The following is a 26,904-nucleotide window of genomic DNA, read 5'->3' as shown; positions in this document are numbered from 1 at the left end:
CAAAGAAAAAAATACCGCCCAAGGATAAATCCCCAAGCGGTATCAATTCATTCCAAAAAAGAATAAATCAGCGCTCCGAAAAAGGATGCGTCTTCCTCCAATGCTCAGCAATATCAATCCGCCGGCAAATCCAAACCTGATCATGTGACTGAACATAATCAAGGAATCGCTGCAAGGCCCGGAACCGCCCCGGCCGCCCCAGCAAGCGGCAGTGCATCCCCACCGACAGCATCTTCGGTGCCTCTTCGCCCTCCGCATAGAGCACGTCGAAACTATCCTTCAGATACTGATAGAAATGCTCGCTGGTATTGAACCCCTGCGGCGTCGCAAAGCGCATGTCGTTGGAATCCAGGGTATACGGCACCACCAGATGCGGCGCCTTCACCCCGTCACTGGTTTCCACTTCCATCCAGAACGGCAGATCATCCCCGTAATAATCCGAGTCATACGCAAAGCCCCCATGCTCCACCACCAGCTGCCGCGTATTGGGCGAATCCCGCCCCGTATACCAGCCCAGCGGCGCGCTCCCCGTCAGCTCCCGGAAGATCTGCACCGCCTCCCTCATATGCGCGCGCTCGGTCTCGATATCGATGTTCTGATAATGAATCCACTTCAAGCCGTGGCAGGCAATCTCATGCCCCAGCTCCAGGAACGCCTGCGTCACCTCCGGCGAACGCTGCAAGGCCGTGGCCACGCCAAAGATGGTCATCGGCAGACCACGCTTTTCGAACTCGCGCAGGATACGCCACACGCCGACGCGCGAACCATATTCGTAAATCGATTCCATCGACATGTGCCGCGCCGGATAAGCCGCCGCCCCCACGATCTCCGACAGGAATTGCTCGGATGCAGGATCACCATGCAGGACGCAATTCTCGCCGCCTTCTTCATAATTGAGCACGAATTGCAAAGCCACCCGCGCCTGGCCGGGCCAGCGCGCTTGCGGCGGGTTGCGGCCGTAGCCGGCCAGGTCGCGGGGATAAGTTTGTTGCTGGGACATAAGTTCTTCGTTTGGCTGTCAGGAAAGAAAATCGCAGCGCCCGACCACAGCGCCGCCTTGGAAATCAGACACGGGCAAAGCCGCTCAGCAAACCATGATAAGCCTTCGGCAAAGGCCTTGCCCACTCGCCCCCCTTGGCCGTGCCCAGTCCGAGCGCCACCAGCGATTCGGCCAGCTTGACCGCCGCAGTGACACCATCGATCACCGGCGCACCAATGTCGCGGCCAATCGCCGCACACAGGTCCGCCATACCGGCACACCCCAGGACGATGGCCTCGGCATCATCCTCGGCCAGCGCGCGCCGACATTCGTCGGTGATACGGGCACGTGCGTCGGAGGCCGGGTTCTCCAGCTCCAGCACCGCAATCTCGCAGGCCCGCACGTTGCGGCAAAAACGCTGCATGCCGTAACGCTCGGCCAGGTGCCAGGCCATGCCGCTGGTGCGCGCCAGCGTGGTCACCACCGAGAAGGACGGGGCGACCAGGCTGGCCATGTGCATCGCCGCTTCCGCAATTCCGATCACCGGACCACGGGCCAGCTCGCGCGCGGCCGACAGGCCAGGATCACCGAAGCAGGCGATCACGTAGGCGTCATAGCCGTCGCGCTCACCCTGTTCGATTTCCTGCAGCAGACCGGGCACGGCCAGCGCTTCGTCATAGTGGCTTTCAATCGAGGCCGGTCCCATCTGCGGACTCACGCCCGTGATCTCGGTACCGGGCGCGGCCACCGCCCGCGCACACGCGGTCATGGCCTCGGTCATGCTCATGGTGGTGTTGGGATTGATCAGCTTGATACGCATGCTTGTTCCTTGAGACAGCGGATTGTATTCAACGCTTGCGCGCGAACATCAGGTAGAACACCGCGCCCAGCGCCGCACCGATGAACCAGGAGAAGTCCGCTGCTTTACGCAGCTGCGGCAGCATGACGCAGGCCACGCAGACCGCAGCGGCCAGCACCAGCGCCTTGACCGCATCACGGTTGATGCCGTTGGTGTACCAGTAGCGGCCCTCGGGACGCAGGGTGTAGAGATCTTCCACCTTCACCTGGCGCTGTTTGACCAGGTAGTAATCAGCCAGCAGGATGCCATACAACGGTCCGATGAAGCCGCCCAGCACGTCCAGCGTGTAATGGATCACTTCCGGATTGCCGAACAGGTTCCAGGGCGTGATGAAGATCGAGGCCGTGGCCGCCATCATGCCGCCGGCGCGCCAGCTGATGCGGCTGGGCGAGAGGTTGGAAAAGTCAAAGGCAGCCGAGACGAAATTGGCCACGATGTTGATGCCGATGGTGGCCGTGAGGAAGGTCAGCGCGCCGATCACGGCCGCCGTGGTGCTGTCGATGCGCGAAACCGTTTCCACCGGATCGGTGATCAGCTCACCGAACACGGCAATGGTGGCCGAAGTAGTAACGACCGTTACTATCGAGAAGGCCAGGAAATTGACTGGCAGGCCCCAGAAATTGCCGCGCTTCACATCGGCAAAGGTGTGGCAGTAGCGCGAGAAGTCGCCGAAGTTGAGCATCGGCCCCGAGAAGTAGGACACCACCAGCGAGATGGCCGTGATCATCACCGAGACCGCCGCCCAGCCGCTGTACTTGATCTCGCCCAGGTTCAGGCCGACGTTCTGCCAGCCTGCCTTGTAGATCATCCAGCCCGCCAGGACGAACATGACCACATAGACCGCCGGACCGGCGAAGTCGATGAATTTCTTGATGGTCTCCATGCCGTTCCAGAACACCAGCGCCTGCAATACCCACAGCAGCAGGAAGCCGCCCCAGCCCAGCGTGGAGAGGCCGGCGAAGGAGTGTACGTGGACATCGGCATAGGGCTTCAATTCCGGGAAGAACTTCAGCACCACCACCACGAAAGCGGCCGAAGCCAGATAGGTCTGGATGCCATACCAGGCCACCGCGATCAGGCCGCGGATCATGGCCGGCACGTTGGCGCCCAAGACGCCGAAGGACAGGCGGCTCATCACCGGATAGGGCACGCCGTGCGCCTGGCTGGGACGCGCCACCAGATTGCACAGCAGATAGACGATGCTGATGCCGATCAGCAGCGAGATCAGCACCTGCCAGCTGGTCAGGCCCAGCGCGAACAGGCTGCCGGCGAACACGTAGCCGCCCACGCTGTGCACGTCGGACATCCAGAAGGCAAAGATGTTGTAGGAACCCCAGGTCTGTTTCTTCAGCGGGGCGAGGTCTTCATTGGTCAGGCGCGCATCGTCGGCGCCGGCGAGATAGGTGCCGGGTGCAGCGGAGGGGGAAGCGTCGGTAGTCATGGCCGGTCTCCATCAGAGAGAAAGGTTGGGTGAAACGAATCACGCCCGGCCACGGCCGGGCTGTTCAACGGACTTCCTGCATGCTCTTGTCGGCATGGTGGTGGTCACACGGTCGGTACTGCATCGAGCCGCGCGACGTGGCCCTGTTTGTTTCTCACTTCCTTCTTCCATCTTCCCGATCCTCCTAGGCGGGAAAATCAGGATGTGCGCGCCGGCCCGTGGGTCACAGTCCCTTGCCGAGCACGGCACGCAGATCGAACTGATCATCCGCATCCGGCCGTACCCGGTCCTCGCACAAATGCAAGTGATGTGCCATATGCGACTGGGCGGCGGCAACATCGCCTTTTTCCAGCGCTTCCAGCACGGTCTCGTGTTCATCGAAGGAGCAGGCGTTGTGGCCCGGTGCCTCCGTCTTGGCGATCATCAGCGTGGTGCGCGAGACCAGCTTGCGCAGCGTTTCCACCAATAGCGCATTGCCGGTCAGCTCCGCCAGTGCCAGGTGGAACTGGGCGGAAAGCCTGATCCAGCGCGGCCGGTCGCCGTTCAGATAACAATCCCGTTCCTCCTCCACCATGCGCCGCAGGCCGGCGATCTGGCGCGTGCCTGCCTCGCGTCCGACCTTCTCCAGCACCGCATGTTCGAGGATGTTGCGCAGCTCGAACATGTCGCGCACCTCCGCATGCGAGGGGCTGGCGATGAAGGCGCCCCGGTTGGCTTCCAGATCGACCATGCCCTCGGAAGCCAGGCGCGAGAGCACCTTGCGCACCGTGTGGCGGGCCGTGTCGTAGATCTGGCACAGGGTCTGCTCGGTCAGCTTGGTACGCGGCGGCAGGCGGTGTTCCATGATTGCGTCATAGATGTCCTGGTACATCCTTTCCTCGACCGCTCCCGTGCTGTCGCGCTCGCGCGCACTGGCGCGGGCCGGGGCGGCTGGGGAACGTGCGGTTTTGCTGGCTTTGTTCATGATGCTCATGCTCTGGCTGGAATGACTGTCTGGAAGGGCTTGCCGGTCAACAACGAGGCGCATGGATCGTCAACAATCTGAAAATGGATTTGCAACAAAATGGGGCTCATTCTGCACCAAAAAGAAAGCTGGGTGATCCGCTTTGGGTCACGGCAGAACGGACTTTCGATGCTGCGACGCAGCGCCGGGGGCCTGTTCTTCCCTTGTAGCCAATAGTGGAGCCCATGCTGCATGGCGTAATCTTTGTTCCAAAAATTGTTGTCAATTTGTGCGCTCGATTGCGGCAAAACAGGGTGGTCAATGGTGTCGGTGGTGTGCTGCAATAGGCAGCCGGACCGTCGCCAATCTCCTTCAACTTCCATGCAAGAAGCGTGCTTGACCGTCGGGAGATATGAAAACGCCCGGCGCAGTGGCCGGGCGGGAAGATCAACAGCAGATCAATAGCGTAGCGTGCTCAGTGGCTGGCGGCATATTGTTCCAGCTCCTGATGCAGGGTGGCCTTGTCTTCGTCGGACAGGAAGCAGGCGTCGATGCCATTGCGGGCCAGTTGCAGCACCTGATCGCGCGAGAGGTTCAGCGAGCGCGCCACGGCATGGTAGTTGGCGTTCATGTAGCCGCCGAAGTAGGCCGGGTCGTCCGAATTGACGGTGACGGCCAGGCCGGCCTCCAGCAGGCGCGCCAGGTTGTGCTCGGCCATGTCCTTGACCACGCACAGCTTGAGGTTGGACAGCGGGCACACCGTCAGCGGGGTGCGCTGCTGCGCCAGGCGCTGCATCAGGGCCGGGTCTTCCTCGCTGCGCACGCCGTGATCGATGCGTTCCACGTGCAGCACGTCGAGCGCGCCGGTCACGTAGGCGGCCGGGCCTTCCTCGCCGGCGTGCGCCACCAGGCGGAAGCCCAGCTCGCGGCAACGGGCGTAGACGCGTTCGAATTTTTCCGGCGGATTGCCGCGCTCGGAGGAGTCCAGGCCGATGCCCAGCCATAGGTCGGCATATTGCTCGCGCAGTGGCAGGGCTGCTTCCAATGTGGCGAAGGCGTCTTCTTCGGAGAGGTGGCGCAGGAAGGACATGATCATCACGCTACCGAAACCATCGCGGCGACGTGCGTCGCGCAGGGCGCCTGCGATGCCGGCGAACACGGTGGCAATGGGAATGCCGCGCTCGGTGTGGGTTTGCGGATCGAAGAAGATCTCGGCATGGCGCACATTGTCGGCTTGCGCGCGGGCAATGTAGGCGGCCGTCATGTCGTAGAAGTCCTGTTCGGTGCGCAGCACGTTGGCGCCGGCGTAGTAGAGATCGAGGAAGGACTGCAGGTCGCTGAAGTTGTAGGCCGCACGCAGGTCTTCGACCGAGGCGTAGGGCAGGGCGACCTTGTTGCGCTGGGCCAGCGCGAACATCAGCTCGGGTTCCAGCGTGCCTTCGATGTGCAGGTGCAGTTCGGTTTTCGGCAGACCGGCGATGAAACCGTCCAGCGCGGCGCCGGTAGCGGAGGAAGAAATGACAGCTGAGCTCATGGAAACGACCCTTCAAAAATGAGAAACAGGGAAGGCGGGCGCTGGATGCAGTCCCGGCGGGCGTGGCGCAATACCCCATCGCGCCAGCATGGCCGCCTTCCGGACCCCGCATTATCACGCAAATCCCGTACCTGGCTCCACAAAGGTAAAACCGGGTAGTTCGCTGAACCAATGGCGCGCCGGTTGCTCTGAAGGGCAGCGCGATTCCGTCCTGCGGGGCGGGACTTTGGCGGAGATGCATCGAAATCTCGCCAGCAACGGGCAAGACATGATTAAATGCTACGCTTCTTGGGGGAAACCAATGCGCAATTCGATCAGGGAAACCATGCAGTGGATGTTGGGTGGTGCCGTGCTGGCGGCCATGGCAGGCTGTTCCATGATGCCGTGGACGGAGGCTGAGGATCCGACGGTGGTGCCGTACAAGACTGTCCTGAGCGGTTCTTACCAGGGTTTTCTGAGGAACTGGGATGAACAGCGCCAGCCGGTCTTCTGCGCCCTGATCCGCAGCCGCGAAGAATGGGACCGCTGGATGCAGCCGGCCCCGGTGATGAACGACAAGCGCCCCTTCGGACCTTCGTCCGATCATTTCGAGCGCAAGCAATATCTGGTGGTGGCACGCAGCATGACCGCCCCCGACGCCGCCGAGCGGCCGCACGTTTTCACGCCGCTGTCGGTGCGTTTGCGCGACGGCTCCCTGCGGCTGAACTATCTCTATCGCGCACCGGCTTCGGGCGCCTCATATCGCGTCAAGGACTATCTGATGGTGTCCATTCCCAAGGATCGCTTCACCACGGGGCCGGTGGTGTTTTATGAGAATGACCGGAAGGTGTGTGAAGTGGAGCGGTGAGTTGCGATGGCGTTATCGCATCCTGCAAAAGCCCCGGTTTCAGCCGGGGCTTTTTGATTGCAGATGATGCGTAAAAACGGATTGATCAGACCGTTGCAAGCTTGACCGGCAGAACCGCAGCCAGCGCAGGTTTCAAGCCCCCTGCGTCATCCCGATGAACTGCTGCAATTCCGGCGTCTTGGGATTGCCGAACAATTCCTCCGGCGGGCCGATCTCATGCACCTTGCCCTGGTGCATGAACACCAGCCGGTTGCAGACCTCGCGCGCAAAGCGCATCTCGTGCGTCACCATCAACAGCGTCATGCCCTCCTTGGCCAGGCCGCGCATGACGGTCAGCACTTCATTGACCAGTTCCGGGTCCAGCGCCGAGGTGATCTCGTCGCACAGCAGGGCCTGCGGGTTCATCGACAGCGCACGTGCAATCGCCACGCGCTGCTGCTGGCCGCCGGAGAGCTGGTCCGGATAGGCATCGAACTTGTGACCCAGACCAACCTTTTCCAGATTGGCCTTGGCCGTCGCCATGGCCTCGGCTTCGCTCGTGCCCTTGACGATCATCGGCGCAATCATTACGTTGCGCCCCACCGAGAGATGCGGGAACAGATTGAACTGCTGGAAGATCATGCCGACCTTCAGCCGAAGGTTGCGCAGTTCCAGTTCGCTCGCCCCCAGCTTGGCGCCGGCCACGCTGATGTTGCCTTCGTCGATGCTCTCCAGGCCGTTGATACAGCGCAGGAGAGTGGACTTGCCCGAGCCGCTCTTGCCGATGATGGCGATCACTTCACCCGGTTCGACGTCCAGGCTGATGCCCTTGAGGACTTCGTTGTCGCCGAAGCGTTTCTTGACGTTATCAATGGCGATGAGCGGCATTGTATTTCCTTTCTAAAGACTGGCTGTACTTGGACAGCGGCCAGCAAAGCACGAAGTAGAAGGCGCCCACGATGGCAAACACCGTGAAGGGGCGGAAGGTGGCATTGGTGATGACGGTACCTGCCTTGGACAATTCGATGAAGCCGATGATGGAAGTCACCGCCGTGGACTTGATGATCTGCACGCCAAATCCCACCGTCGGTGCAATCGCAATACGGAAAGCCTGCGGCAGCACGATGTAGCGCATCTGCTGGAAGTAGCCCATGGCCAGCACCGAGGAGGCTTCCCACTGCCCCTTGGGAATGGCTTCCACGCAGCCGCGCCAGATTTCGGCCAGATACGAGGCGCTCCAGCACATCAGCGCCAGCCCGGCCGCCAGCCAGGCGGGTACCTCGATACCGAACAGTGCGATGCCAAAGAAGACCAGGAACAGCTGCATCAGCAGCGGCGTGCCCTGGAACAGTTCGATGTAGAGCCGTGCGATCTGGCGCAGCCAGTTCTGGCGCGAGGTGCGCATGAAGAGGATGACCAGGCCCAGCGCGCCGCCCAGCAGGAAGGTGACCAGCGACAGGAGAATGGTCCAGCGCCAGGCCAGCATGAGGTTGCGGACGATATCCCAGGTGGTGAACGAAATCATGCGGTCCTCCGGGCGGTGATGAAGTAGTGGCCGATCAGGCGCAGCAGCTGGCGCAGCAGGATGGCCAGCACCAGATAGATGGCGGTGGCGACGATGTAGGCTTCAAAGGCGCGGAAGTTGCGGCCCTGGATGTAGTTGGCCGCGAAGGACAGTTCTTCCACCGCGATCTGCGAACACACCGCCGAGCCCAGCATGACGATGACCACCTGCGAGGACAGCGCCGGCCAGATCTTCTGCAGCGCCGGGCGCAGGATGATGTGGCGGAAGATCTGGCTGCGCGACATCGACAGCGATTGCGCCGCCTCGATCTGCCCGCGCGGGATGGCCTGCACGCCGGCACGGATGATCTCGGTGCTGTAGGCGCCCAGGTTGATCACCATGGCCAGGATGGCGGCGGTGATTTCGCTGATGTGGATGTCCAGCGAAGGCAGGCCGAAGAAGATGAAGAACAGCTGCACCAGGAAGGGCGTATTGCGGATGATCTCCACATAAGCGCTGACGATGGGTTTGAGCCAGCCCGGCCCCTGCGTGCGTGCCCAGGCACCGAAGATGCCCACGGCCACGCCCAGCACGCCGCCGATGGCGATAAGCTCGGTGGTGGTCGCCACACCCTTGACGATGACGTCGGTGTAGTCGAGCGTGGAAAGAAAATCGAATTGATAAGCCATGATGTCGTGTCTGCCCTGCCTTCAAGATGCTGCGTTTGCCGGGTTGTCCGCCTGCCTGCTGCCTGGGTGAAACCGTATTGCAAGTGTGTTGCTACTGTATTGGGCGGTGTTGCCAACTGTATTGGCGGCCCTGGTGCGACTGTATTGGTGCACACCCCCCAGGTGTGCGCTCACTGTCGTGCCTGTTGCCCGTTGCCTACTGCACTGTGACAGCCAGGCAGCAGGCACGACAGTCCGGGACTACTGCAAATTACAGGCCAGCTGGCAGAGGCAGACCCAGCCACTTTTGCGAGATGGCGTTGAGGCTGCCGTCCTTCTTGGATTCGGCCAGGATGGCGTCGACCTTTTCCTGCAGCTTCTTCTCATCCTTGTTCAGGCCGATGAAGCAGGGCGAATCCTTGATGAGGAACTTGGTTTCGGGCTTCTTGGGCGGGTTCTTGGCGATGATGGCCGCAGCCACCACGTTGCCGGTCGCCACCAGTTGCACCTGGCCGGAGAGGAAGGAGCTGATGGTGCTGTTGTTGTCTTCGTAGCGCTTCACGGTGGCCGAGGCCGGCACGATCTTGGTCAGTTCCAGGTCTTCCACCGAACCGCGGGTCACCGCAATGGTCTTGCCGGCCAGATCGGCCGCGCTCTTGACCGGCAGGTCGGCCGGACCGAACACGCCATTGAAGAAGGGCGCATAGGCGGCGCTGAAGTCGATCACTTTTTCACGCTCGGCATTCTTGCCCATGCTGGAGATGACCAGATCGACCTTCTTCGTGGTCAGGTAGGGAATGCGGTTGGCGCTGGAAACCGGGATCAGTTCGACCTTCACGCCCAATTTCTTGGCGATCAGGGTGGCCACGTCGATGTCCAGGCCCTGGGGTTTCAGGTCGCTGTCGACCGAGCCAAACGGCGGGAAGTCAGCCGGCACCGCCACGCGCAGCGTGCCGTGCTTCTGGATATCGTCCAGGGCGTCGGCGCGGGCAGCCGACGCGGAGAACATCATGGCGCCGGCCATCAGGCCGAGCAGGAGTTTGGTCAGTTTCATAGCAGTTTCCCTTGGGTTGATGTCGTTGACTACGTTGATGAGCGGCCCGTGCGATGCGCCGGCTAGGGCCGTTTGTTTTCCTGGCGCAGCGCTGCAGCATCGCCGGCAACCCCCTGCCGCGATACCGAAGCCAGCGCCTGCCGCAGCGGTTCCAGCGGATCGCTGCTGCGCATCTGGGTGAGCCCTGATTCCACATGTTGCAGATGGTCCTGCATCAGTTGCTCTGCCTGTTCCAGATCGCCGCGTTCCAGCGCCTCGACGATCAATACATGTTCCGAACACGAATCCTCGGCCTGCTCCGACGACTGGTGCAGCATGGCCGTCAGGGTGGTGCGGGCGGTCAGGTCGCGCAGCGTTTCCGACAGCAGCGAGTTGCCCAGGCATTCACACAGGCAGACATGGAAGTCCCCCAGCAAATAGCTGCGTGCCCCCACGTCGGCCCCCGCAATGGCCGCTTCTTCACGCGCGATATGGTCGCGCAACTGGCCGATGGCCTCTGCGCTGATCGGCCGCACCCGCGCCTGGCGCAACAGGCCCAGCTCGATCACGCGGCGCGCCTCGAAGGCTTCGCGCGCCTGCTGCGCAGTCGGCTCGATGACGAACCAGCCGCGCCGCGCACTGACGGTGACGATGCCGCGTGCCATCAGCCGGGTCAGCGCTTCGCGTACCTGGGTGCGCGAGACGCCGAACAGGTCGGCCAGCTGCTGCTCGCCCAACCGGGTCCCCGGCGCCAGTTGCTTGGCGAGGATGGCCTCGGTGATGCGGACCGCAATCTGCGACGACGACTTGACGGAAGGATCGATGCTCATGCCCTCTCATCAGCAAGTTGTGTGCCACGCTGATATACAAGATTGGCATACAACCGGTGGCGACGATTATTGGCGCCGTGGTGGCGCTCTGGCAAGGGTTTGCGGCGGTTGTCGCGGTGCGGTCACGGTGGCGCCGATGCCGTGGACGCGGTGCAAAAGCGCCGGTATGCACGCGCAAGGACTGGTGGTGCCTGCTTTTGGTGCGCCGCTGGCGGCCGGCAGCGCGACAGAGGCGCCCCGCTTTTGTGCACTGTGTTGTCAAATGTGAACAAACTTGTCGATTTTGATCGGCATGCGGACGCGGTTGCCCGACAACATTTTCATTCCCTAAGACATCTATTTCCTTTTAGGTAATAAATTTGAAGTTGAATCTAGTTAAAATCTGATACAGATTGCTAACAAGTACACAGGGTATTTCCGGTCCGTCTTTACGTCACCAGGTAAGGACGTCGATTCCGGCGCAGGATTCTTCCCCCTTGCGGGGCAGCGATGGTGGTCTCAATCAAGTCTCAAGATGACAGCAAATTATTCGGGGGAGCACGTGCCGCGCTCTGCAGCAAGCAACACACCTCAGGGGAAAGCAGGCCGAAGCCGGCGCATCGTGCGCACGCTGCTCCGGACCTTGGCCGCCGCAGCGGCCGCCTTGCTTACCGGCGCCGCGCCGGCGCAGAGCCCAGGGGCGGCAACGCCTGCGGTGTCGGCACCAGCGCCGGGCTCGATCGCCTTCTATTACGGCCCCAATCCGCCGCTGGCCGATCTGCAGGCCTTTGACGTGGCGGTGGTGGAGCCGGCCTTCGTGCGCGATCCCGCGGCCCGCACGCGCAGCGCCGCCAATGGCGCGCATGAATTGTTTGCCTACGTCTCGTTGGGCGAGGTGCAACCGTCCCGACCCTATTACAAGCAGATGCCGCCTGGCCTGCTCAAGGGCGACAACGCCGCCTGGGGCAGCCGCGTGATCGACCAGACCGCCCCCGGCTGGCGCGACTTCTTCCTCGACAAGATCGTGGCACCGCTGTGGGCGCAGGGTTGGCGCGGCTTCTTCCTCGATACCCTGGATTCCTATCAGCTCTTCGCCAAGACCGATGTTGAGCGCGCCGCCCAGACCCGCGCCATGATCGCCACGTTGCGTGAATTCAAGCGCCGCTATCCGCAGGCCAGGCTGATTCTCAATCGCGGCTTCGAACTGTTTCCGGAGGTGGCACCGCTGACCTATGCAGTGGCCGCCGAATCGCTCTATCGCGGCTATGATGCCGGCCGTCGCAGCTATGGCACCGTCAGCGACAGTGACCGTGCCTGGCTGTCGGGCCAGATGCGCACCGTGCGCGACCGCTACGGCATACCGGTGATCGCCATCGATTACGTCGACCCTCTGCAGCCCGGCGCCCGTGCACTGGCACGGGAGACCGCCAGGAAGATCAGTGCCGATGGCTTCCTCCCTTGGGTGGCCGATGGCACGCTGATGTCCATGGGCTTGTCCACGGTTGAACTGGTGCCGCGCAACGTGCTGGTGCTGCTGGACGTGCCTGAGGGCAGCGACCTGCACACCAGCGAGGCCCAGCGTTTCCTGGGTATCCAGCTCAACCATCTGGGATTGCGCTACGAATTCCGCGATGTCAGTCACGAAGGCTTGCCCACTGAACCGCTGGCAGGACGCTATGCGGGCGTGGTGACGTGGTTCCGCAGCGGCACCGACCACCAGGCGCTGGGGCCGTGGATCGCCCAGCGCATCAAGGAGGGCGTGCCGGTGGCCATCTTCAATGCCTTCGGTTTCCAGATGACCAGGCTCAGTGCCGGGATGCTGGGGCTGACCAGCTTTGCCGCGCCCGTGCCGGAGCATCTGGAAGTGACCCAATCAGACCCCGAGCTGATGGGATTCGAGACCACGCCACGGGTAGACCGCACCCAACTGGAGGCGGTGCGCCTGACCGATCCAGCCGGCAAATCCTTGCTGCGCATGAAGGACGGCCACAACAATACCTACGATGCCGCTGCCCTCACGCCGTGGGGCGGCTTTGCACTGGCGCCGTTTGCCACCACCACGCTGCAGGTGATGGACCCGCCGCGCTGGGTGCTGCAGCCCATGCTGTTCTTGAAGCGCGCGCTGCGTCTGCCCGACATTCCCGTGCCGGACGTGACCACCGAAGGTGGCCGCCGCATCCAGACCAGCCATCTCGATGGCGACGGTTTTCCTTCCAAGGCGGAATATCCGGGCTCGCCCTTTGCGGTCGAAGTGCTGCAGCGTGAAATCTGGGATCGCTATCGCTTTCCGGTCACGGTCTCGGTGGTGGAGGGCGAGCTGAGCCCGCAAGGCGTCTATCCGCAGCTGTCCGCGCAGACCACGGCGCTGGCGCGCAAGATGTTCACGCTGCCCTACATCGAGCCGGCCAGCCATTCCTTCTCGCATCCCTTCAGCTGGGCCGATGCGATGCATGACACCCGTACCGCCGACATCAGCCAGATGGATGGCGACGCCTCGCACACGCTGGACATTCCCAACTACAAGTTCAATTTGCAGCGCGAGATCAAGGGCTCGATGGATTACATCAACAAGACCTTGCTGCCGCCCGGCAAGAAGGCCGAGGTCTTCCTCTGGACCGGTGATTGCGTGCCGCCCCCGGAAGCCATCGCCCAGACTTACCTGGACGGTTTTCTCAACATGAACGGCGGCGACACCATGATCACCCGGAGCCGCAATACCTGGACCGACATCGCCGCGCAGGGCGTGCGCAAGCAGGGCTGGTACCAGGTGTTCGCGCCCAACCAGGACGAGAACGTCTATACCGGCAACTGGACCGGTCCCTTCTACGGCTTCCAGCGCGCCATCGAAAGCTATGAACTGACCGGTGAGCCGGTGCGCTTCAAGGCCGTGGACATCTACTACCATTTCTACGCCGGTACCAAGCCGGCCTCGGTGGCGGCGCTGCACAAGATCCATCAGTGGGCGCAGGCGCAGCCGTTCACGCGCCTGTATGTCTCGCAATACATCCGCAAGGTGCTCGACTTCGAAAACACCAGCATCGCCCGCACCGCCGATGGCACGCTGGTCTATCGGACCGGCGCCTATCTGCGCACACTGCGCATTCCCGCCGGGGCCGCCGACGTGGACCTGTCCGTGCCCGGCATCGCCGGTATCGCGCCCGGCCCCAGTGGCCGCTATCTCATCACCTCGGCGGGCGAAGTGCGCATCCGCCAGCGCAGTGAATCCACCCAGCCCGACGCCTCGCCGGCCTTGCCGATGCTGCTCGAGGCTGCCGGCCAGGTGGGCGACTTCCAGCGCAGCATCAACGGCAACAAGGCCGAGCTGCGCTTCTCGCTCACGGCCAATGGTGCTTCCACTTTCAGCATCACCGGTGCGCGCAGCTGTAGCGCCACCGCCGACGGCGTGGCGCTGCCCAAGGGCAAGTCGGTCAGCATCACCGGCCAGCCGTGGTATCGCGATGCCGCGGGCAAGTCCGCAGTTTCATCCGCAGTACATTCCTATGACATCGGCTCCGCAACCGCCCCGCTCTCGACAACACGGCACCTGGTACTCGTTCAATGCACCTTATGAACGGGCCAGGCTGTTCTCGCCCTGGACGATTGCCGGCTTTGCCCTGGCGGTCGGGACGGTGCTCGCCCTGGTCTATCCCAAGGTCTCGCTGCAGCAGCGGCTGGAAGTGGCCAATGCCAGTGGCCGTTCGGACCAGCTGACGGTCGAGTACATCAAGGTCTTTCTCAAGGCCCAGCCGGGCAACGCCGCCCTGCGTGCGGAGCTGGTCAAGCAGATGATCGATCTCGGGCAGTTCGCGGAGGCGCGCCAGCAACTGGCCCTGCTGCAGATGGACAGCACCGCAGCAGCACGCCTGTCGGCCGCCTGGCTGGAATACCGCATCCGTCAGCAGGAAGCCTTCGCGCTGCCGCAGAACTCACCCGCGCGTGCGTCCATGCTGGCGCAGTTGCATGAGCAGCTCACCGTGCTGATGACCTATCCGCTCACGGCGCAGCAATGGCTGACCCTCTCGCAGGATGCGCTGGCGCTGGGCGACAGCGCATCGGCCCGGGCCGCGTTCGCGCGCCTGCTCTCCGATGGCGGCGCGACCGACATGTCTTATGCCCAGGCCGTGCGCCTGGGGAACCAGAGCCTGGGGGTAGGGGATTACCACAGCAGCGCCTCCTTCTACCTGCTGGCCATGCAGCATGCCGGTTCACTGGCTGCGCGTCGCGAGAATTTCCTCGATGCCATGCGCACCTTGCAAGCCGGTGGCTTGTATCAGGAGGCGCTGGCTGCTGCCGACGCCAATCTCGGTGTCCTCGCCAATGACAAGGCCGTGCTGCTGTTCCTGACCCATCTGGCCCAGGCCGCCAACCGGCCCGACGTTGCCGAGCGCTACGTCAGGCAGTTGCTGCAACTGTCGATGGCGCACTCAATGGGCTCGCTGGCCGCTGCGCGGACCGGGCAGGGCGGCATGGTGGCAGTATCCATGCGCGACTTCCAGCATCGCCTGCGCCAGATGCAGTCCCTGCTGCACCAGCCGCAGCGTTTGCAGTGGCAACTGCGCCGTGCCATGCAGCAGGGCCGCGTGATGCAGGTGGCCGACCCCACCCGGCCTTCCGCTGCGGATGAGGCCTCCAGCCGCGCGCTGGCACGGCTGTCCTTTGATGATGAGATCTACACGCTGGCCTACAACGTATTCCTCGCCAATCGCAACCTGACCGATGCACGCCTGCTGGCGCAATCGGCGGTTCGCCAGCGGCCCGATGACGCTGCCTGGCACAAGCGCCTGGCCGAGGTGTGCGAATGGAGCGGCGTACCGGAACAGGCCACGCCGCACTGGCTGGCCTATGCGCGTCTGACCGGGGATGAGGCGGCCTGGGATACCGTGCTGCGCATCGCCGCCGGTACCTTTGAGCAAGACATCCTGGTCGAAGCCCTGCAGCACAAGATGCAGGCCGAACCCGGCAATGCGCAGTGGGTCAACCTGCTGGTGGCGCAATACGAAAACATCGGCCAGCCCGAACGCGCCGCCACCTTGCTGGAAGAGCGCCTGCGCAGGCAGTCTGGTCGCAGTGCCGATGCCAGCACCGAACGCAACGGCGAGATGGACGCGCTGGCCAGGCTCTACCTGCGCATGGGGCGTGATGACGATGCCCTGGCCACCTTGCGGCGCCAGCGTGAGGAGTTCGGTCCCTCCGCCGCCAATGCGCTGATGACATCCAGTCCGCTCTATCTGCGTGGCCGCCTGCAGGAAGCGCTGGAGGTCATGCGCGGCGCCGCCAGAGTCGCCCCGGATGGCAACGTCGACTTCTGGCGCACCTACGCCGAAGTGGCGCGCTACCTGGACCTGAACGAGGAGGCCCGGCTCGGCTATGATCGCCTGCTGGCCAGTGACCAGGCCAACGAAGGCGACATGAGCAACATGATGGTGGTCATCCAGGAGCGCGAACCGCGTGCCGCCGCCGAGCTGGCCGAGTTCGGATTCCAGCGCACCGGCGTGCCCAATTTCGCGGTGCAGGCGCTGACCTACCGGCTGCGTCTGAATGACCTGGAAGGCGCGCGCAGCTTCCTCGCCAGCATCACCCCCAGGCAGAATGCAGTGCTGGAAAAAAACCTGCCTTTCCTCCTCGTGCGGGCCTCGCTCAGGCAGCTGCAGCGCGACTTCGACGCCGCACTCGCCGACATGCGCCTGGCGCTGTCGCTGGCGCCACGTTCGCCCGATGTGCGCGCCGAGACGCTGTGGTTGTTGATCGCCACGCGTGACACCGCGCTGCTCAACCGTGCGCTGACGATGTGGGCGCATGACGCCGAAACCATGCCGCAATTGTGGGGGCCATACGCGGCGGCCAACATGTCACTGAACCGGCACGACCTGGCATTGCACTGGTTCCGCAAATCCGGATTTCCGCATAACGACTACCTGTGGCTGATGAGCTATGCCGAAGTCCTCGAGGCGACCGGCCAGGCGGACCTGGCCTGGCGCATCCGCCGCCATGCCTGGCTGGAACTGCGCGACCCGCAATTGCTGCGCAACGTTCCGCCCGCACAGCTGCACGAATGGCGCGACCGCCTGGCCGCGATGGCGCCGCTCTTCATGGGCGCTGACGAGAGCGCCGGCGTGATGCGCGCACTCTTGCAAAGCGACGTGACGCGCCTGTCGGTGCCGGACACCACGCCCATTCCCGCCGATGGTCCCACCCTGCTCAGGGACATGCAGCAGGCTGCCCGCAGCGATACCGCCGAGCGCGTGGAGAACGAGGCAATCGCGCAGCGCCTGGCCCAGGGACCGGCGGCATTGTTTGCACGCACCCGTGACAGCGGTCAGCGACCATTGGACGATGCGCGCTTGTCCGCCGGCGTGCGCGAACTGGCGCTGGCCTATGCGATGAATCAGAACCAGTCCGACCTGGCCCGCGCCTGGCTGGCGACGCGCTTTGCCCGTCAGCTCGACAAGCCGCTGTGGGGCGAACTGGCGATGGCCTTGGGCAGCAATGACCGCCAGCGCCTCAATGCGATGCTGGACAACGTGGCCGACTGGCTGCCCATGTATGACCGGGTTGAAGCCGCGCGGGTGGCCGGCCGCGTCGGTCTGGCGCAGACGCTGGCCTTCGACCAGCTGCAACGCCTGCCGGACGACGATGAACTGCATGCCCGCCTGAGCGGTCTGGTCACCGACGAGCCGCCACGTCTGGCAGCCGGCTACACGGCCACGCGTGAATTTCCGCTGGCCACCAAACTTTTCACGGTCAATACCGGAGTGGCCATCACGCCGGGGACGCGTTTCTCCTTCGGCTACACCGAACGGCACCAGACCGTGGACGACACCACCTTGCTGGGTGATGTGCCCGCAGTGGACCGGCTGTTCGAATTCACGCTGCGGCGGCGCATCGAAGACGGCTTCGTCAGCGCCGGCCTGCAGCACCGCGATGCCATGGCCTCCTTCAATGGCCTGCGTCTGCAATTCTTGCAGCAGTTCACCCCCAGTCTCACCCTCTCCGGCAATGGCGGTCTGAACCTGGCGGCCACCGACTCGGCGCTCATTCGCGTCGGCGGGCGGCGCAGCGGTGGCGAACTGAATCTGAACCTGCAACTGAGCCGCACCGAATACCTGCGCCTGGGCGGCGGCCTGCAGCGCTACCAGTCGCAGATCGGCACGGCGCTGGGCAATGGCCGCACGCTCAATGCCGAGATCGGTACCCACCTGCGCGTGGAATATCCGAACCTGACCCTGCGCGGCTTCGTCACCGATGCCAAGTACAGCAACCGTGGAGCCAGCGATGCGCAGATCGCGCGGCTGGTCCCGGCCGGTACCGATCCTGCGGCCTTTCGCATCATGCCGGTGGATGCGCGCTCCTGGGGCGTGGCGCTGGGGGCGGGCACGGTCGTGGAAAATACTTACACGCGTGCCTGGCGTCCCTATGTCGAGGTCGGCATGACCCGTACCTCCGATATCGGCTGGGGCCGCAACCTGCGCGCCGGCTTCGCGGGCGGTGTGGTGGGACAGGATGTGCTGTCGGTGGATGCGCAAAGCACCAGCGCCACCCCCAATACTCCGCAGCGCGGGTTTGAACTGAACGTGCTCTACAAGTGGTTCTATTGAATTCCATGAGGCCGGCACCCGAACCATAACGAAACCGATTGATCCATGAAACCGATGAATTGGCCTCATTAATTTGTGGCCCTTCCCACTCAGACATTGCTCCCAGGTGACCACCATGACAACCAAGATCCGCTCCCTTCTCTTCAAACTCGGCAGCGTTGCAGCCCTGGCCCTGAGCCTGGCCGCCTGCTCCACCACCGACATCGGCCAGGCGCCGTCGATCGCCGCCGATGCACGCTGGGGCTTGCTGCCCTTTGCCAATCACACCGAGACGCCACAGGCCGGACTGCGCGCTGAATCGATCTCGGAAAGCATCCTGCGGGCCGACGGCCTGACCGAGCTGCGCCGCTATCCGGCCTCGCTCAACAATGAAACCCTGTTCGAACCGATGGACCGCAAGCAGTTCGATGCCGCCCTCGACTGGGCGCGCAGCGAAAACATCGCCTATGCGCTGTCCGGCACGGTCGATGAATGGCGCTACAAGGTGGGTATCGATGGCGAACCGGCGGTGGGCATGACCCTGCAACTGATCGAAGTCTCCAGTGGCCGGGTGGTCTGGGCCGCTGCCGGCGCCAGGAGCGGCTGGAGCCGCGAAGCCCTGTCGGCGGTGGCGCAGAAGTTGATGCGCAGCCTGCTCTCGCCCCTGCGTTCGCTGGCCCGGACAGCGGCGGCGATCAACGCGGGATCGGCGAGCGCGGCGGAGGCCCTGCCCGCAAGTGCCAACCCCGAGCAGCAGCGCCCCTGATGGGAGAGAACGTGAACGATCGCCAACGGCGCACCTCCGCATCGCCGCCCGCCCGGCCGTGGGCGGCCAGTCCTCGTCCGGCCGCCACGGCAGCGCAGAAGCGTCAGAAGTTCTGGGCGCGCATGTTCACGCGTTTTGATACTGACAGCGGTTCACCGCGCAAGGCGGCCCTGCGCATCGTTGAGACCATTGCCCTGGTGGCGGCAGCGCTGGCGGTGGCCTGGTGGCTGGCACCGGAAGATCCCTTCGGCCTGAATGCGCAGTTCCCCTGGCTGTGGCTGATGCCGGCCATCCTGGCCATGCGCTATGGCAGCACGCTGGGTGTGGTGGCGGTGGCCACCATGCTGGGCGGCTGGTACCTGCTCATGCATGGCAGTCACGAGGATGCGGCCCAGGCCGTGGTGTCGGCGGCGCGGGCGTTTCCGCAAGCGTATTTCCTGGGCGGTCTGATATTGACGCTGCTGTGCGGCCAGTTCGCCGAGGTCTGGAATGCGCGCAGCCGCCGTCTGCGCGGGGTCAACGCCTATCTGGAAGAGCGCCTGACCATGCTCACCAAGAATCACTTCCTGCTGCGTCTGTCCCATGAGCGGCTGGAGCAGGATCTGCTCTCCAAGCCACTGACCCTGCGCGAATCGTTGGACCGCATGCGTGCGCTGACGCTCACGCAATACCTGCTGGACCCGGCCCGCATGCCGGCGCCGGATGCGTTCTTGCAGATCCTGGTGCAGAGCTGCCAGGTGGAGTCGGCCTCGGTATTCGCCTGCGATGCACAGGGCCATGTACTGCCGGAGCCTGCGGCCAGTGTGGGCAAGGTCACACCGCTGGAGATCGAGGATCCTCTGGTGCGCTATTGCCGGGAACAGCAGAAGCTGGGCCACATCCAGACCGAGAGCCTGAACCAGAACCTGCGCAACCAGAGCCGCTATCTGGTGTGCGCGCCGCTGCGCAACTACGAGGGTCGCCAGTTCGGTCTGCTGGTGGTGGAGAAGCTGCCCTTCCTGGCGCTGAACGAAGACACGCTGCAACTCATGTCGGTGCTCATCGACTACTATGCCGATGGCATCGAGATGGGCGACAGCGCCCGTGCCATCCTGCAGCAGCTGCCGACCTGCCCGCCCGAACTGGCGGTGGACCTGGTGCGCCTGCATCGCCTCAAGCGCAGCACCGACATCGATTCTTCGCTGGTGGCGCTGGTGTTCGGCGACGACGAACTCTCGCGTGACATGTACGACCAGATCCGCCGCTTGAAGCGCGCTGCCGATGTGGTCTGGACCTACAAGGCAGGCGGACGCAACGTGTTGATGACACTGCTGCCACTGGCCGGACCGGCAGCGGTGGATGGCTACCTGATGCGTATCGAGGCCGCCTCCCACGCCCAGTTCGACAACAAGTCCCTGGCCAACTTCGCCGCTGCCCACACCGCTGCGCTGGGCAGCGATGAGCCGATGCGCCTGCTGATCAATCTGGTGGAACGCTGTGCTGCTTAAACTCTCCGCTGCCGGTCTGAGTTTCGAGACCGCCTCCGTGATCCTGCTGCTGCAGGGCGGCACCGGGCTGCCCGTGCTGGTTGGCTATCTGCTGCTGCATCTGGTCTCATCGGGGCTGTTCGCGCTGGCCATCGCCCGGGTGGCGCCGCCGCAATATCGGCGCCCGGGCAGGGCCTTGCTGGTGTACCTGTTCGCTTTCAATTTCTTCATTCCCATCGGCGGCGTGCTGTGTGCCGTGGTGGCGCTGCTGGTGGCAGTGCTCTGGCCCAAGGACAAGCCGGAAGATCATTTCGACACCAGTCAGGCACCGGCCTTCGTCACCGCGCGGCGGCGCGAGGGCAGCGGCTTTTCCGGCAACCGCGTGCGCGCCCAGCTGGGCAACGTGGCCACGCCCGTGGACAAGCGCTTGAACGCCCTGGTGGCGATCCAGAGTACCCCGACGCGCGCCAGCGGCGCTTCGCTGCGCGGCCTGCTGGGCGACCCGGCCGATGATGTGCGGCTGCTGGCCTACGGCATTCTGGACGGCAAGGAAAAGAAGATCACCCAGCGCATCGTCGACATGCGCAATCATCTCAAGACGGTCACCGATGCCGAAACCCTGAGCATCCTGCACCAGCAGGTTGCCGAGCTGTATCAGGAACTGATCTACCAGAACCTGGTGCAGGGCGACCTGCTGCACTACTCCTATACCCAGATGCGCGAGCATGCCCGGGCGGCGCTGCAGATCGATGCCGCCCAGCCCGGCCTGTGGTTCATGCTGGGCCGGCTGGAGCTGGCCAATGGCAACCTGGCCGAGGCCGCCGAGGCGTTCCGGCGCGCGCATGACCATGGCTTCTCGCGGGTGCGGCTGCTGCCTTACCTGGCCGAGCTCAGTTTCCTCGAACGCGACTACGAACAAGTGCGCAAGCTCTTCATCGAAATGCAATACGATCCCAGCGTGTCCTCGCAGCCGCAACTGCACCGTTACTGGCGCCACGGCCGGCGCACCATCGCCAACCGGCCCGACACCTACACTGCCGCACCCGCTGCACGTCCTACCGGAGGCCGCCGATGACTGCCCCTGCGATCAAGCCCGTTGCCGGCGATGCGTCCTACCAGCGGCGTGCCAGCGACTGCGATGTCATGCTGCTGCTCGAAGGTACTTTCCCCTATGTCAGCGGTGGCGTCTCCAGCTGGGTCAACCAGATCATCAAGGGCTTTCCCGAGATCCGTTTCGGCCTGTGCTTCATCGGCAGCCGGCCGGAGGACTACGGCACGCCCAAGTATGCGTTGCCGGACAACGTGGTCCATCTCGAAACCCACTTCATCCACGAACATCTCTCGGCCACGCAAGTGGTCCGCTCGCGCGGCGATGCCGAAGCGTTCGAGCGTGTGGACGAACTGCATGCCATGTTTCGTGCCTACGACCGTACCGATGCCTCCTCCCATCAGGCCCTGGTGAACCAGCTGGGCGAGCTGATACCGCTGATGGCCGATGGCGGCAAGATGGACCAGGACACCTTCCTCTTCAGCAAACGTTCCTGGGACTATCTGGCTTCGCAATACCGCATCTTCTGTACCGACCCGTCCTTCGTGGATTACTTCTGGACCGTGCGCATCATGCACCAGCCGGTGTGGACGCTGGCCCGCGTGGCGCGCCAGCTGATCCCGGCACGCTGCTACCACACCATCTCCACCGGTTATGCGGGTTTCCTCGGGGCGCTGATGAAGATGCAGACCGGCCGTCCGCTGATCCTCTCCGAGCACGGCATCTACACCAAGGAACGCAAGATCGACCTGTTCCAGAGCGAATGGATCCGCGACAACCGCAACGTCTTTGAAAAGGATGCCTCGCAGATCCCTTACTTCCGCGAGATGTGGATTCGTTTCTTCGAGGCCCTGGGCCGGCTGTGCTATCAGGCTTCCAACGAGATCGTCGCGCTCTACGAGACCAACCGCCTGCGCCAGGTGCAGGACGGCGCGCCGGCCGAGCGTACCCGCAACATCCCCAATGGCATCGACCTGCCGCGCCTGTCGAAGCTGCGCGCCTTGCGCAGCGAGAAGATTCCGCCGGTGCTCTGTCTGCTGGGCCGGGTGGTGCCGATCAAGGACGTCAAGACCTTCATCCGCGCCATGCGTACCGTGGTCAACCAGTATCCCGAGGCCGAAGCCTGGATCGCCGGGCCCGAGGACGAAGACCCGGCCTATGCCGGCGAATGCCACGCCATCGCCGAGGGTCTCGGCCTGAGCGAGAAGGTCAGGTTCCTGGGCTTCCAGAAGATCGATGAACTCATGCCCAAGATCGGACTGGTAGTGCTCTCCAGCATTAGTGAGGCCTTGCCGCTGGTGCTGCTGGAAGGCTTTGCTGCGGGTGTGCCGGCCGTGGCTACCGACGTGGGGTCGTGTCGACAGCTGATTCATGGTCTCACTGAAGAAGACAAGGCGCTCGGTGCCGCCGGTGATGTGGTGGGCATCGCCCAGCCGCAGGCGCTGGCCGATGCGGCCCTGGCACTGCTGACCGATCCGGCGCGCTGGTATGCCGCCCAGGCCGCAGGCATCGCACGCGTGGAGCGCTACTACACCCAGGACATGATGTTTGGCGCCTACCGCGAGCTGTACCAGCGTTCGCTGCAGAGCGGCCAGGACACCGACGCCGCATCCGGCCAGCCGCTGCGCTGCCCGGTGCGGCACTGACAAGGAAGAACATGGCCGGTATCGGTTTTGAACTGCGCAAGATATTGAAGCGCGACAGCCTGCTCTCGCTGATGCAGGCATATTCTTACGCAGCCCTGATCAGTTCGGGGCCGTGGATCATGTCCATCGTCGGCATCCTGGTCATCGGCCTGGTCAGCTATACGGTCAACATCCCCAAGCTAGCCATCGTGCAGTTCCAGGTCAGCATCACCTACGTGATTTCGCTGTCGCTGATCTTTACCGGCATCTTCCAGCTGGCCCTGACGCGCTTTGCCGCCGACCGCCTGTTCGAGAAGGACAACCACGCCATCCTGCCCAATTTTCATTCGGTGTCATTGGCCGTGACCGTGCTGGGCGGGGTGCCGGGATTGCTGGCGGTAGCTTTCCTGTTCCCGCAGCAGAGCGCGCTGTACCGGCTGCTCCTGCTGGCGGCCTTCATCATCATGTGCAACATCTGGATCGCCACCATCTTCCTGTCGGGGATGAAGCAGTACCAGGCCATCTTCTGGATTTATGCCCTGGGTTACACGGTGACCGTGGTGGCCGCGCTGCTGCTGCGTCCGCTCGGACTGGAGGGCTTGATGGGGGGCTTCGTGATCGGCCAGGCAGTGTTGCTGATGGCGATGATGGCGCTGATCCTGCGTAATTTTCCTTCCGATCGCTTCATCTCCTTCGAGTTCTATGAGCGCAAGAAACTCTATCCCTCGCTCATGGCCATCGGCCTGCTCTACAACACCGCGATCTGGATCGACAAGGCCATGTTCTGGTACACCCCGGAGACCAGCCAGGCCATCATCGGCCCGCTGCGCGCCTCGGTGATCTATGACCTGCCGGTGTTTCTGGCCTACCTCTCCATCATCCCCGGCATGGCCATTTTCCTGCTGCGCATGGAGACCGATTTCGTCGAGGACTACGATGCCTTCTACGAAGCGGTGCGCACCGGCGCCTCGCTGGAAACCATCGAGAAGCATCGCAACGGCATGGTGGAGACGGTACGCCTGGGCCTGCTGGAAATCATCAAGATCCAGGCCATCACCACCTTGCTGCTGATGGTGACGGGCGAAGCCATCCTGAAGTGGCTGGGCATCTCCACGCTCTACCTGCCGCTGCTCTACATCGACGTCATCGCCGCCAGCCTGCAGGTGGTGCTGCTGGGCATCCTCAACGTCTTCTTCTATCTCGACAAGCGCCCCATCGTGCTGGGCCTGTGCGGCAGTCTGGTGCTGCTCAACATCGGCTTCACCGCGCTGTCGCTGCACCTGGGGCCGACCTTTTACGGCTTCGGTTTTGCGCTGGCGGTGTTCGTGGTGGTGCTGGCCGGTTTCGTGCTGCTCACGCGCAAGCTGGAACTGCTGGAGTACGAGACCTTCATGCTGCAGTGAACGCTTGCCCGTTCATTGCGGCAGTTCCTGCGCTTTCCATTTTTTCCACAGGCGCCGCGTGCGCTCGTGGCCATCCCTGACCTGCCCGGCCAGGTAGCCGCGCGCATAGGCGATGCTGGGTGCAATACGCGCCTGCTTCTGCTGCAGTTGCTGCAGCAGGGCATCGGCGACCACCAGGTCATTCTGCAGGCCGAGCTGGTCCTGCAGGCGCGACAGCGCCTTCAGGTAGGGGCGGCTGCTCTTTTCCCCATACAGGGCCTGGAAGAACTCGATGTCGTAGCGCATCTTCTTGGCGGCAATGCGGGCACGGTGGCGCGCGCGGTCATTCTCTTCCAGATGTTCGCCGCGCTTGTTGAGCCGCTTCTCATCCCGCCGCAGCCGCTGCTGCGCAAAGCGTGACAACGGTTGTGCCAGCGCCTTCTGCCCGGCTGCATCGAGTCCCTCGCGCCAGCCCGCCAGCAACAGCCAGCGGCTGAACTGCAGTACCAGTGCGGTGTAGCGCGGGGAGGCCACGGCTTGCACCGCCCGCGCATGTTCCTTGCCGGCCTCCACCAGTGCGGCGTGACGTACCCGTTCCAGATCGATGGCGCCGATGGCCTGTGGTGGCAGGGTCGTCAGGGTCTGGGTCGCCAGCACATCCCAGTCGCGTGCGTTACCGATGGCTTGTGAGACCCAATCGAATTCGGCCGCCAGAGGTGCGGGCAGGACGATCTCGGGTTCAAACAGGGTGAAGGCCGATCGCAGGCGACGCAGACCCACGCGCATCTGGTGCAGGCGTTCGATGTCCTCGCTGTCCTGGTCGGCGATGTCATTGGCCTGAATCTGCGCCATGCAATTGTTGACCACCGCCAGGAAAGCCTGCTCCACCGGCATCTTGCGTGCCAGTTCCAGCGGCCTGGCGCGACTGGCCGAAGACACGGCGGCCGCCCCGCTCTGGGCGCGGCGGGCCTGATGGAACAGCGCATAGCCACGTTGTGCCTTGCTCTGGATGCCGATGCGCAGCGGCAGGTCCTGCAGCAACTGCAACGCGAAGTCGAAGAGGGCACTGGCCTCGCCCTGTTTGAGTTCCAGTTCGATTTCGCAGACCTCCGCCGTGAGTGCGCCATGTTCGACGCTGCCCTGGTCGAGCACGCATTCGACCTCGGCGCCGTCGGCCAGCACCAGATCCCACACCATGCGCTGGATGCGCGTGCTGAAGATGGGCGTCAACTGCGCGGCGGTCTTGTCGGAAAACACCTTCCTGGCCCAGGCTTCGTCGGAGGCTGCCAGCTCGCGCAGCACCGGCAGGTCGGGTTGTTCACCTTCCACCAGGGACTCCCATTCATTGCGCTGGTGCAGGCCGCCACTGACGCCGCCGCCGGCCTTGAGGGTCTGGATATATTCACTTCCGGTCCGGCGCACCCGCAGGCCGGCTTCGTGCTGGCGCAGCAGCAGGTCGGGCGTATCGAAATAGGTGCCGGTCTGGTCCTTGAGGCGCGGTGCGGCCAGGGCGTGGCGCTTGATCAGCGGATGGCCGATGAAGGCCTTGGTGTGCTCGGGGGCGAGCAGCAGTTTCAGTTCGGTTTCCATGAGGCTTGCCGTGTCGGTTGGAAGTAGGGCGCCGCGGGCCGGGCCAGCGGCGCAGGAGAAGGTGCCGCCCGGCGTTGCGCCATGTAGCGCGCGGGCGGCTTGCCCAGGGTTTTCCTGAACATGGTGATGAAGGCGCTCACCGAGTCATAGCCCAGGTCCTGCGAGACGCGCTGCACCGAACAGCCCGAGGCCAGCCGCTGCAGCGCCAGCATCAGGTGGATCTGGCGACGCCAGCGGCCGAAGCTCATGCCGGTCTCGGCCTGCACGAAGCGGGCAAAGCTGCGCTCGCTCATCGCATGGCGCTGCCCCCATTCGGCCACCGTGCTGCGGTCGGCGGGGTGCTCGGCCAGATGGCGCGCAATGGCGCGCAGGCGCGAATGCTGCGGCACCGGCAAATGCAAGGGCAGGGCGTGGCGCTGGCTGTGTTCCAGTTCCTCCACCAGCACCGCTGCCAGGCGCGCGGTGCGCTCGTGGGGCGCATAGTCCTGGCGCTGCTCGGCCAGGTGGCAGATCATCTGGACCAACAGCGGCGAGAGCGCCAGCGTGCAGCACTGGTCCGGCATGCTGGCCGCCTGCGGTGCGATGAAGAGAAAACACAGCTGCCCGTCGAGCGTGACGCGGTTGCTGTGCGGCACGCCCGGTGGCACCCACACCGCCGATTGCGGCGGCACGATCCACATCCCCTGGGCCGTTTCGCAGGTCACCGCGCCGCGCAGCGCGACCACCAGCTGGCCCTTGCGATGGCTGTGGAACGGCGTCTCGCGTTCGTTCTGGCAGGTGTGGACGCGCAAGGCCGTGACCGCTGCATCGAGGCGGTCCGGATCATGTTCGACCAGGCTGGCGTAGAGGGAGGCCAT

The 26,904-nt window shown here is 63.8% G+C and carries 21 protein-coding genes; 8 read left to right on the top strand and 13 right to left on the bottom strand.

Annotated features, from left to right (window positions below; translation table 11 throughout):
* Window positions 1-67: 67 nt before the first annotated feature.
* The 6 genes from puuE to AACH55_RS22175 all read right to left on the bottom strand — a co-directional run bounded on the left by puuE (window position 68) and on the right by AACH55_RS22175 (window position 5,756).
* Entirely contained in the window at window positions 68-1,000 is a 933-nt protein-coding gene (puuE, locus tag AACH55_RS22200; protein ID WP_338716818.1) for an allantoinase PuuE, read from the bottom strand.
* A gap of 64 nt (window positions 1,001-1,064) precedes the next feature.
* Window positions 1,065-1,799: an aspartate/glutamate racemase family protein gene (locus AACH55_RS22195; protein ID WP_338716817.1), complete on the bottom strand. Its 735-nt coding sequence runs from the start codon at window positions 1,797-1,799 to the stop codon at window positions 1,065-1,067.
* Between the two features lie 28 nt (window positions 1,800-1,827).
* Window positions 1,828-3,279, bottom strand: coding sequence for an NCS1 family nucleobase:cation symporter-1 (locus tag AACH55_RS22190; protein ID WP_338716816.1), 1,452 nt, complete (start codon window positions 3,277-3,279; stop codon window positions 1,828-1,830).
* A 223-nt stretch (window positions 3,280-3,502) separates the two neighbouring features.
* The gene (locus tag AACH55_RS22185) at window positions 3,503-4,243 is read right to left on the bottom strand and encodes a GntR family transcriptional regulator (RefSeq protein ID WP_338716815.1); all 741 of its coding nucleotides are present in this window, start codon (window positions 4,241-4,243) and stop codon (window positions 3,503-3,505) included.
* A gap of 5 nt (window positions 4,244-4,248) precedes the next feature.
* Complete coding sequence (locus tag AACH55_RS22180) at window positions 4,249-4,605, bottom strand: hypothetical protein (protein ID WP_338716814.1); 357 nt, start codon at window positions 4,603-4,605, stop codon at window positions 4,249-4,251.
* 92 nt (window positions 4,606-4,697) lie between these two features.
* Complete coding sequence (locus AACH55_RS22175; RefSeq protein ID WP_338716813.1) at window positions 4,698-5,756, bottom strand: adenosine deaminase; 1,059 nt, start codon at window positions 5,754-5,756, stop codon at window positions 4,698-4,700.
* Between the two features lie 301 nt (window positions 5,757-6,057).
* On the opposite strand from AACH55_RS22175, the gene AACH55_RS22170 reads away from it, so the two are divergent.
* Window positions 6,058-6,603 (top strand): hypothetical protein, encoded by a 546-nt coding sequence (locus AACH55_RS22170; RefSeq protein ID WP_338716812.1) that lies wholly within the window; start codon window positions 6,058-6,060, stop codon window positions 6,601-6,603.
* 132 nt (window positions 6,604-6,735) lie between these two features.
* Here AACH55_RS22170 and AACH55_RS22165 read toward each other — a convergent pair whose 3' ends face one another.
* From AACH55_RS22165 to AACH55_RS22145, 5 genes are all read right to left on the bottom strand, one after another.
* Window positions 6,736-7,470 (bottom strand): amino acid ABC transporter ATP-binding protein, encoded by a 735-nt coding sequence (locus tag AACH55_RS22165; protein ID WP_338716811.1) that lies wholly within the window; start codon window positions 7,468-7,470, stop codon window positions 6,736-6,738.
* Entirely contained in the window at window positions 7,451-8,107 is a 657-nt protein-coding gene (locus tag AACH55_RS22160; protein ID WP_338716810.1) for an amino acid ABC transporter permease, read from the bottom strand. Before AACH55_RS22160 ends, AACH55_RS22165 begins: the two co-directional genes overlap by 20 nt.
* On the bottom strand, window positions 8,104-8,775 hold the full coding sequence (locus AACH55_RS22155; protein ID WP_338716809.1) for an amino acid ABC transporter permease: 672 nt from the start codon (window positions 8,773-8,775) through the stop codon (window positions 8,104-8,106). Before AACH55_RS22155 ends, AACH55_RS22160 begins: the two co-directional genes overlap by 4 nt.
* Window positions 8,776-9,025: 250 nt before the next feature.
* Window positions 9,026-9,808: a transporter substrate-binding domain-containing protein gene (locus AACH55_RS22150; protein WP_338716808.1), complete on the bottom strand. Its 783-nt coding sequence runs from the start codon at window positions 9,806-9,808 to the stop codon at window positions 9,026-9,028.
* Window positions 9,809-9,870: 62 nt separating this feature from the next.
* Window positions 9,871-10,617, bottom strand: a complete 747-nt coding sequence (locus tag AACH55_RS22145) for a GntR family transcriptional regulator (RefSeq protein ID WP_338716807.1) — start codon at window positions 10,615-10,617, stop codon at window positions 9,871-9,873.
* A 601-nt stretch (window positions 10,618-11,218) separates the two neighbouring features.
* Here AACH55_RS22145 and AACH55_RS22140 point away from each other — a divergent pair.
* The 7 genes from AACH55_RS22140 (at window position 11,219) to pelG (ending at window position 24,478) form a co-directional block, all read left to right on the top strand.
* On the top strand, window positions 11,219-14,167 hold the full coding sequence (locus tag AACH55_RS22140) for a bifunctional glycoside hydrolase 114/ polysaccharide deacetylase family protein (RefSeq protein WP_338716806.1): 2,949 nt from the start codon (window positions 11,219-11,221) through the stop codon (window positions 14,165-14,167).
* Window positions 14,097-18,191, top strand: coding sequence for a tetratricopeptide repeat protein (locus AACH55_RS22135; protein ID WP_338716804.1), 4,095 nt, complete (start codon window positions 14,097-14,099; stop codon window positions 18,189-18,191). The genes AACH55_RS22140 and AACH55_RS22135 overlap by 71 nt, the downstream gene beginning before the upstream one ends.
* A gap of 115 nt (window positions 18,192-18,306) precedes the next feature.
* Window positions 18,307-18,936 carry a penicillin-binding protein activator LpoB gene (locus AACH55_RS22130; RefSeq protein WP_338716803.1) on the top strand — a complete coding sequence of 210 codons (630 nt, stop codon included), beginning with the start codon at window positions 18,307-18,309 and terminating at the stop codon, window positions 18,934-18,936.
* An 11-nt stretch (window positions 18,937-18,947) separates the two neighbouring features.
* Window positions 18,948-20,423, top strand: coding sequence for a PelD GGDEF domain-containing protein (locus AACH55_RS22125; RefSeq protein WP_338716802.1), 1,476 nt, complete (start codon window positions 18,948-18,950; stop codon window positions 20,421-20,423).
* Window positions 20,413-21,477 (top strand): hypothetical protein, encoded by a 1,065-nt coding sequence (locus tag AACH55_RS22120; RefSeq protein ID WP_338716801.1) that lies wholly within the window; start codon window positions 20,413-20,415, stop codon window positions 21,475-21,477. Before AACH55_RS22125 ends, AACH55_RS22120 begins: the two co-directional genes overlap by 11 nt.
* Before the next feature lie 68 nt (window positions 21,478-21,545).
* Window positions 21,546-23,096, top strand: a complete 1,551-nt coding sequence (gene pelF / locus AACH55_RS22115; protein WP_338720388.1) for a GT4 family glycosyltransferase PelF — start codon at window positions 21,546-21,548, stop codon at window positions 23,094-23,096.
* Window positions 23,097-23,107: 11 nt separating this feature from the next.
* Window positions 23,108-24,478, top strand: coding sequence for an exopolysaccharide Pel transporter PelG (gene pelG, locus AACH55_RS22110; protein WP_338716800.1), 1,371 nt, complete (start codon window positions 23,108-23,110; stop codon window positions 24,476-24,478).
* A gap of 12 nt (window positions 24,479-24,490) precedes the next feature.
* Here the strand turns inward: pelG and AACH55_RS22105 are convergent, their stop codons facing one another.
* Window positions 24,491-26,047: a CHAD domain-containing protein gene (locus AACH55_RS22105; RefSeq protein ID WP_338716799.1), complete on the bottom strand. Its 1,557-nt coding sequence runs from the start codon at window positions 26,045-26,047 to the stop codon at window positions 24,491-24,493.
* Window positions 26,032-26,904, bottom strand: coding sequence for a helix-turn-helix transcriptional regulator (locus AACH55_RS22100; RefSeq protein WP_338716798.1), 873 nt, complete (start codon window positions 26,902-26,904; stop codon window positions 26,032-26,034). The genes AACH55_RS22105 and AACH55_RS22100 overlap by 16 nt, the downstream gene beginning before the upstream one ends.

Source organism: Herbaspirillum sp. DW155, assembly GCF_037076565.1.
In the GTDB taxonomy this organism is placed as follows: Bacteria; Pseudomonadota; Gammaproteobacteria; order Burkholderiales; family Burkholderiaceae_D; genus Herbaspirillum.
The sequence above is the reverse complement of the archived record's forward strand: the minus strand, read 5'-3'. Positions and strand labels throughout refer to the sequence as shown.

What these genes read in the sequence shown, in the direction of transcription:
- puuE (WP_338716818.1), bottom strand. Translation starts at nt 1,000, where the DNA reads ATGTCCCAGCAACAAACTTATCCCCGCGACCTGGCCGGCTACGGCCGC.
- AACH55_RS22195 (WP_338716817.1), bottom strand. Translation starts at nt 1,799, where the DNA reads ATGCGTATCAAGCTGATCAATCCCAACACCACCATGAGCATGACCGAG.
- AACH55_RS22190 (WP_338716816.1), bottom strand. Translation starts at nt 3,279, where the DNA reads ATGACTACCGACGCTTCCCCCTCCGCTGCACCCGGCACCTATCTCGCC.
- AACH55_RS22185 (WP_338716815.1), bottom strand. Translation starts at nt 4,243, where the DNA reads ATGAACAAAGCCAGCAAAACCGCACGTTCCCCAGCCGCCCCGGCCCGC.
- AACH55_RS22180 (WP_338716814.1), bottom strand. Translation starts at nt 4,605, where the DNA reads ATGGAAGTTGAAGGAGATTGGCGACGGTCCGGCTGCCTATTGCAGCAC.
- AACH55_RS22175 (WP_338716813.1), bottom strand. Translation starts at nt 5,756, where the DNA reads ATGAGCTCAGCTGTCATTTCTTCCTCCGCTACCGGCGCCGCGCTGGAC.
- AACH55_RS22170 (WP_338716812.1), top strand. Translation starts at nt 6,058, where the DNA reads ATGCGCAATTCGATCAGGGAAACCATGCAGTGGATGTTGGGTGGTGCC.
- AACH55_RS22165 (WP_338716811.1), bottom strand. Translation starts at nt 7,470, where the DNA reads ATGCCGCTCATCGCCATTGATAACGTCAAGAAACGCTTCGGCGACAAC.
- AACH55_RS22160 (WP_338716810.1), bottom strand. Translation starts at nt 8,107, where the DNA reads ATGATTTCGTTCACCACCTGGGATATCGTCCGCAACCTCATGCTGGCC.
- AACH55_RS22155 (WP_338716809.1), bottom strand. Translation starts at nt 8,775, where the DNA reads ATGGCTTATCAATTCGATTTTCTTTCCACGCTCGACTACACCGACGTC.
- AACH55_RS22150 (WP_338716808.1), bottom strand. Translation starts at nt 9,808, where the DNA reads ATGAAACTGACCAAACTCCTGCTCGGCCTGATGGCCGGCGCCATGATG.
- AACH55_RS22145 (WP_338716807.1), bottom strand. Translation starts at nt 10,617, where the DNA reads ATGAGCATCGATCCTTCCGTCAAGTCGTCGTCGCAGATTGCGGTCCGC.
- AACH55_RS22135 (WP_338716804.1), top strand. Translation starts at nt 14,097, where the DNA reads ATGACATCGGCTCCGCAACCGCCCCGCTCTCGACAACACGGCACCTGG.
- AACH55_RS22130 (WP_338716803.1), top strand. Translation starts at nt 18,307, where the DNA reads ATGACAACCAAGATCCGCTCCCTTCTCTTCAAACTCGGCAGCGTTGCA.
- pelF (WP_338720388.1), top strand. Translation starts at nt 21,546, where the DNA reads ATGCTGCTGCTCGAAGGTACTTTCCCCTATGTCAGCGGTGGCGTCTCC.
- pelG (WP_338716800.1), top strand. Translation starts at nt 23,108, where the DNA reads ATGGCCGGTATCGGTTTTGAACTGCGCAAGATATTGAAGCGCGACAGC.
- AACH55_RS22105 (WP_338716799.1), bottom strand. Translation starts at nt 26,047, where the DNA reads ATGGAAACCGAACTGAAACTGCTGCTCGCCCCCGAGCACACCAAGGCC.
- AACH55_RS22100 (WP_338716798.1), bottom strand. Translation starts at nt 26,904, where the DNA reads ATGGCCTCCCTCTACGCCAGCCTGGTCGAACATGATCCGGACCGCCTC.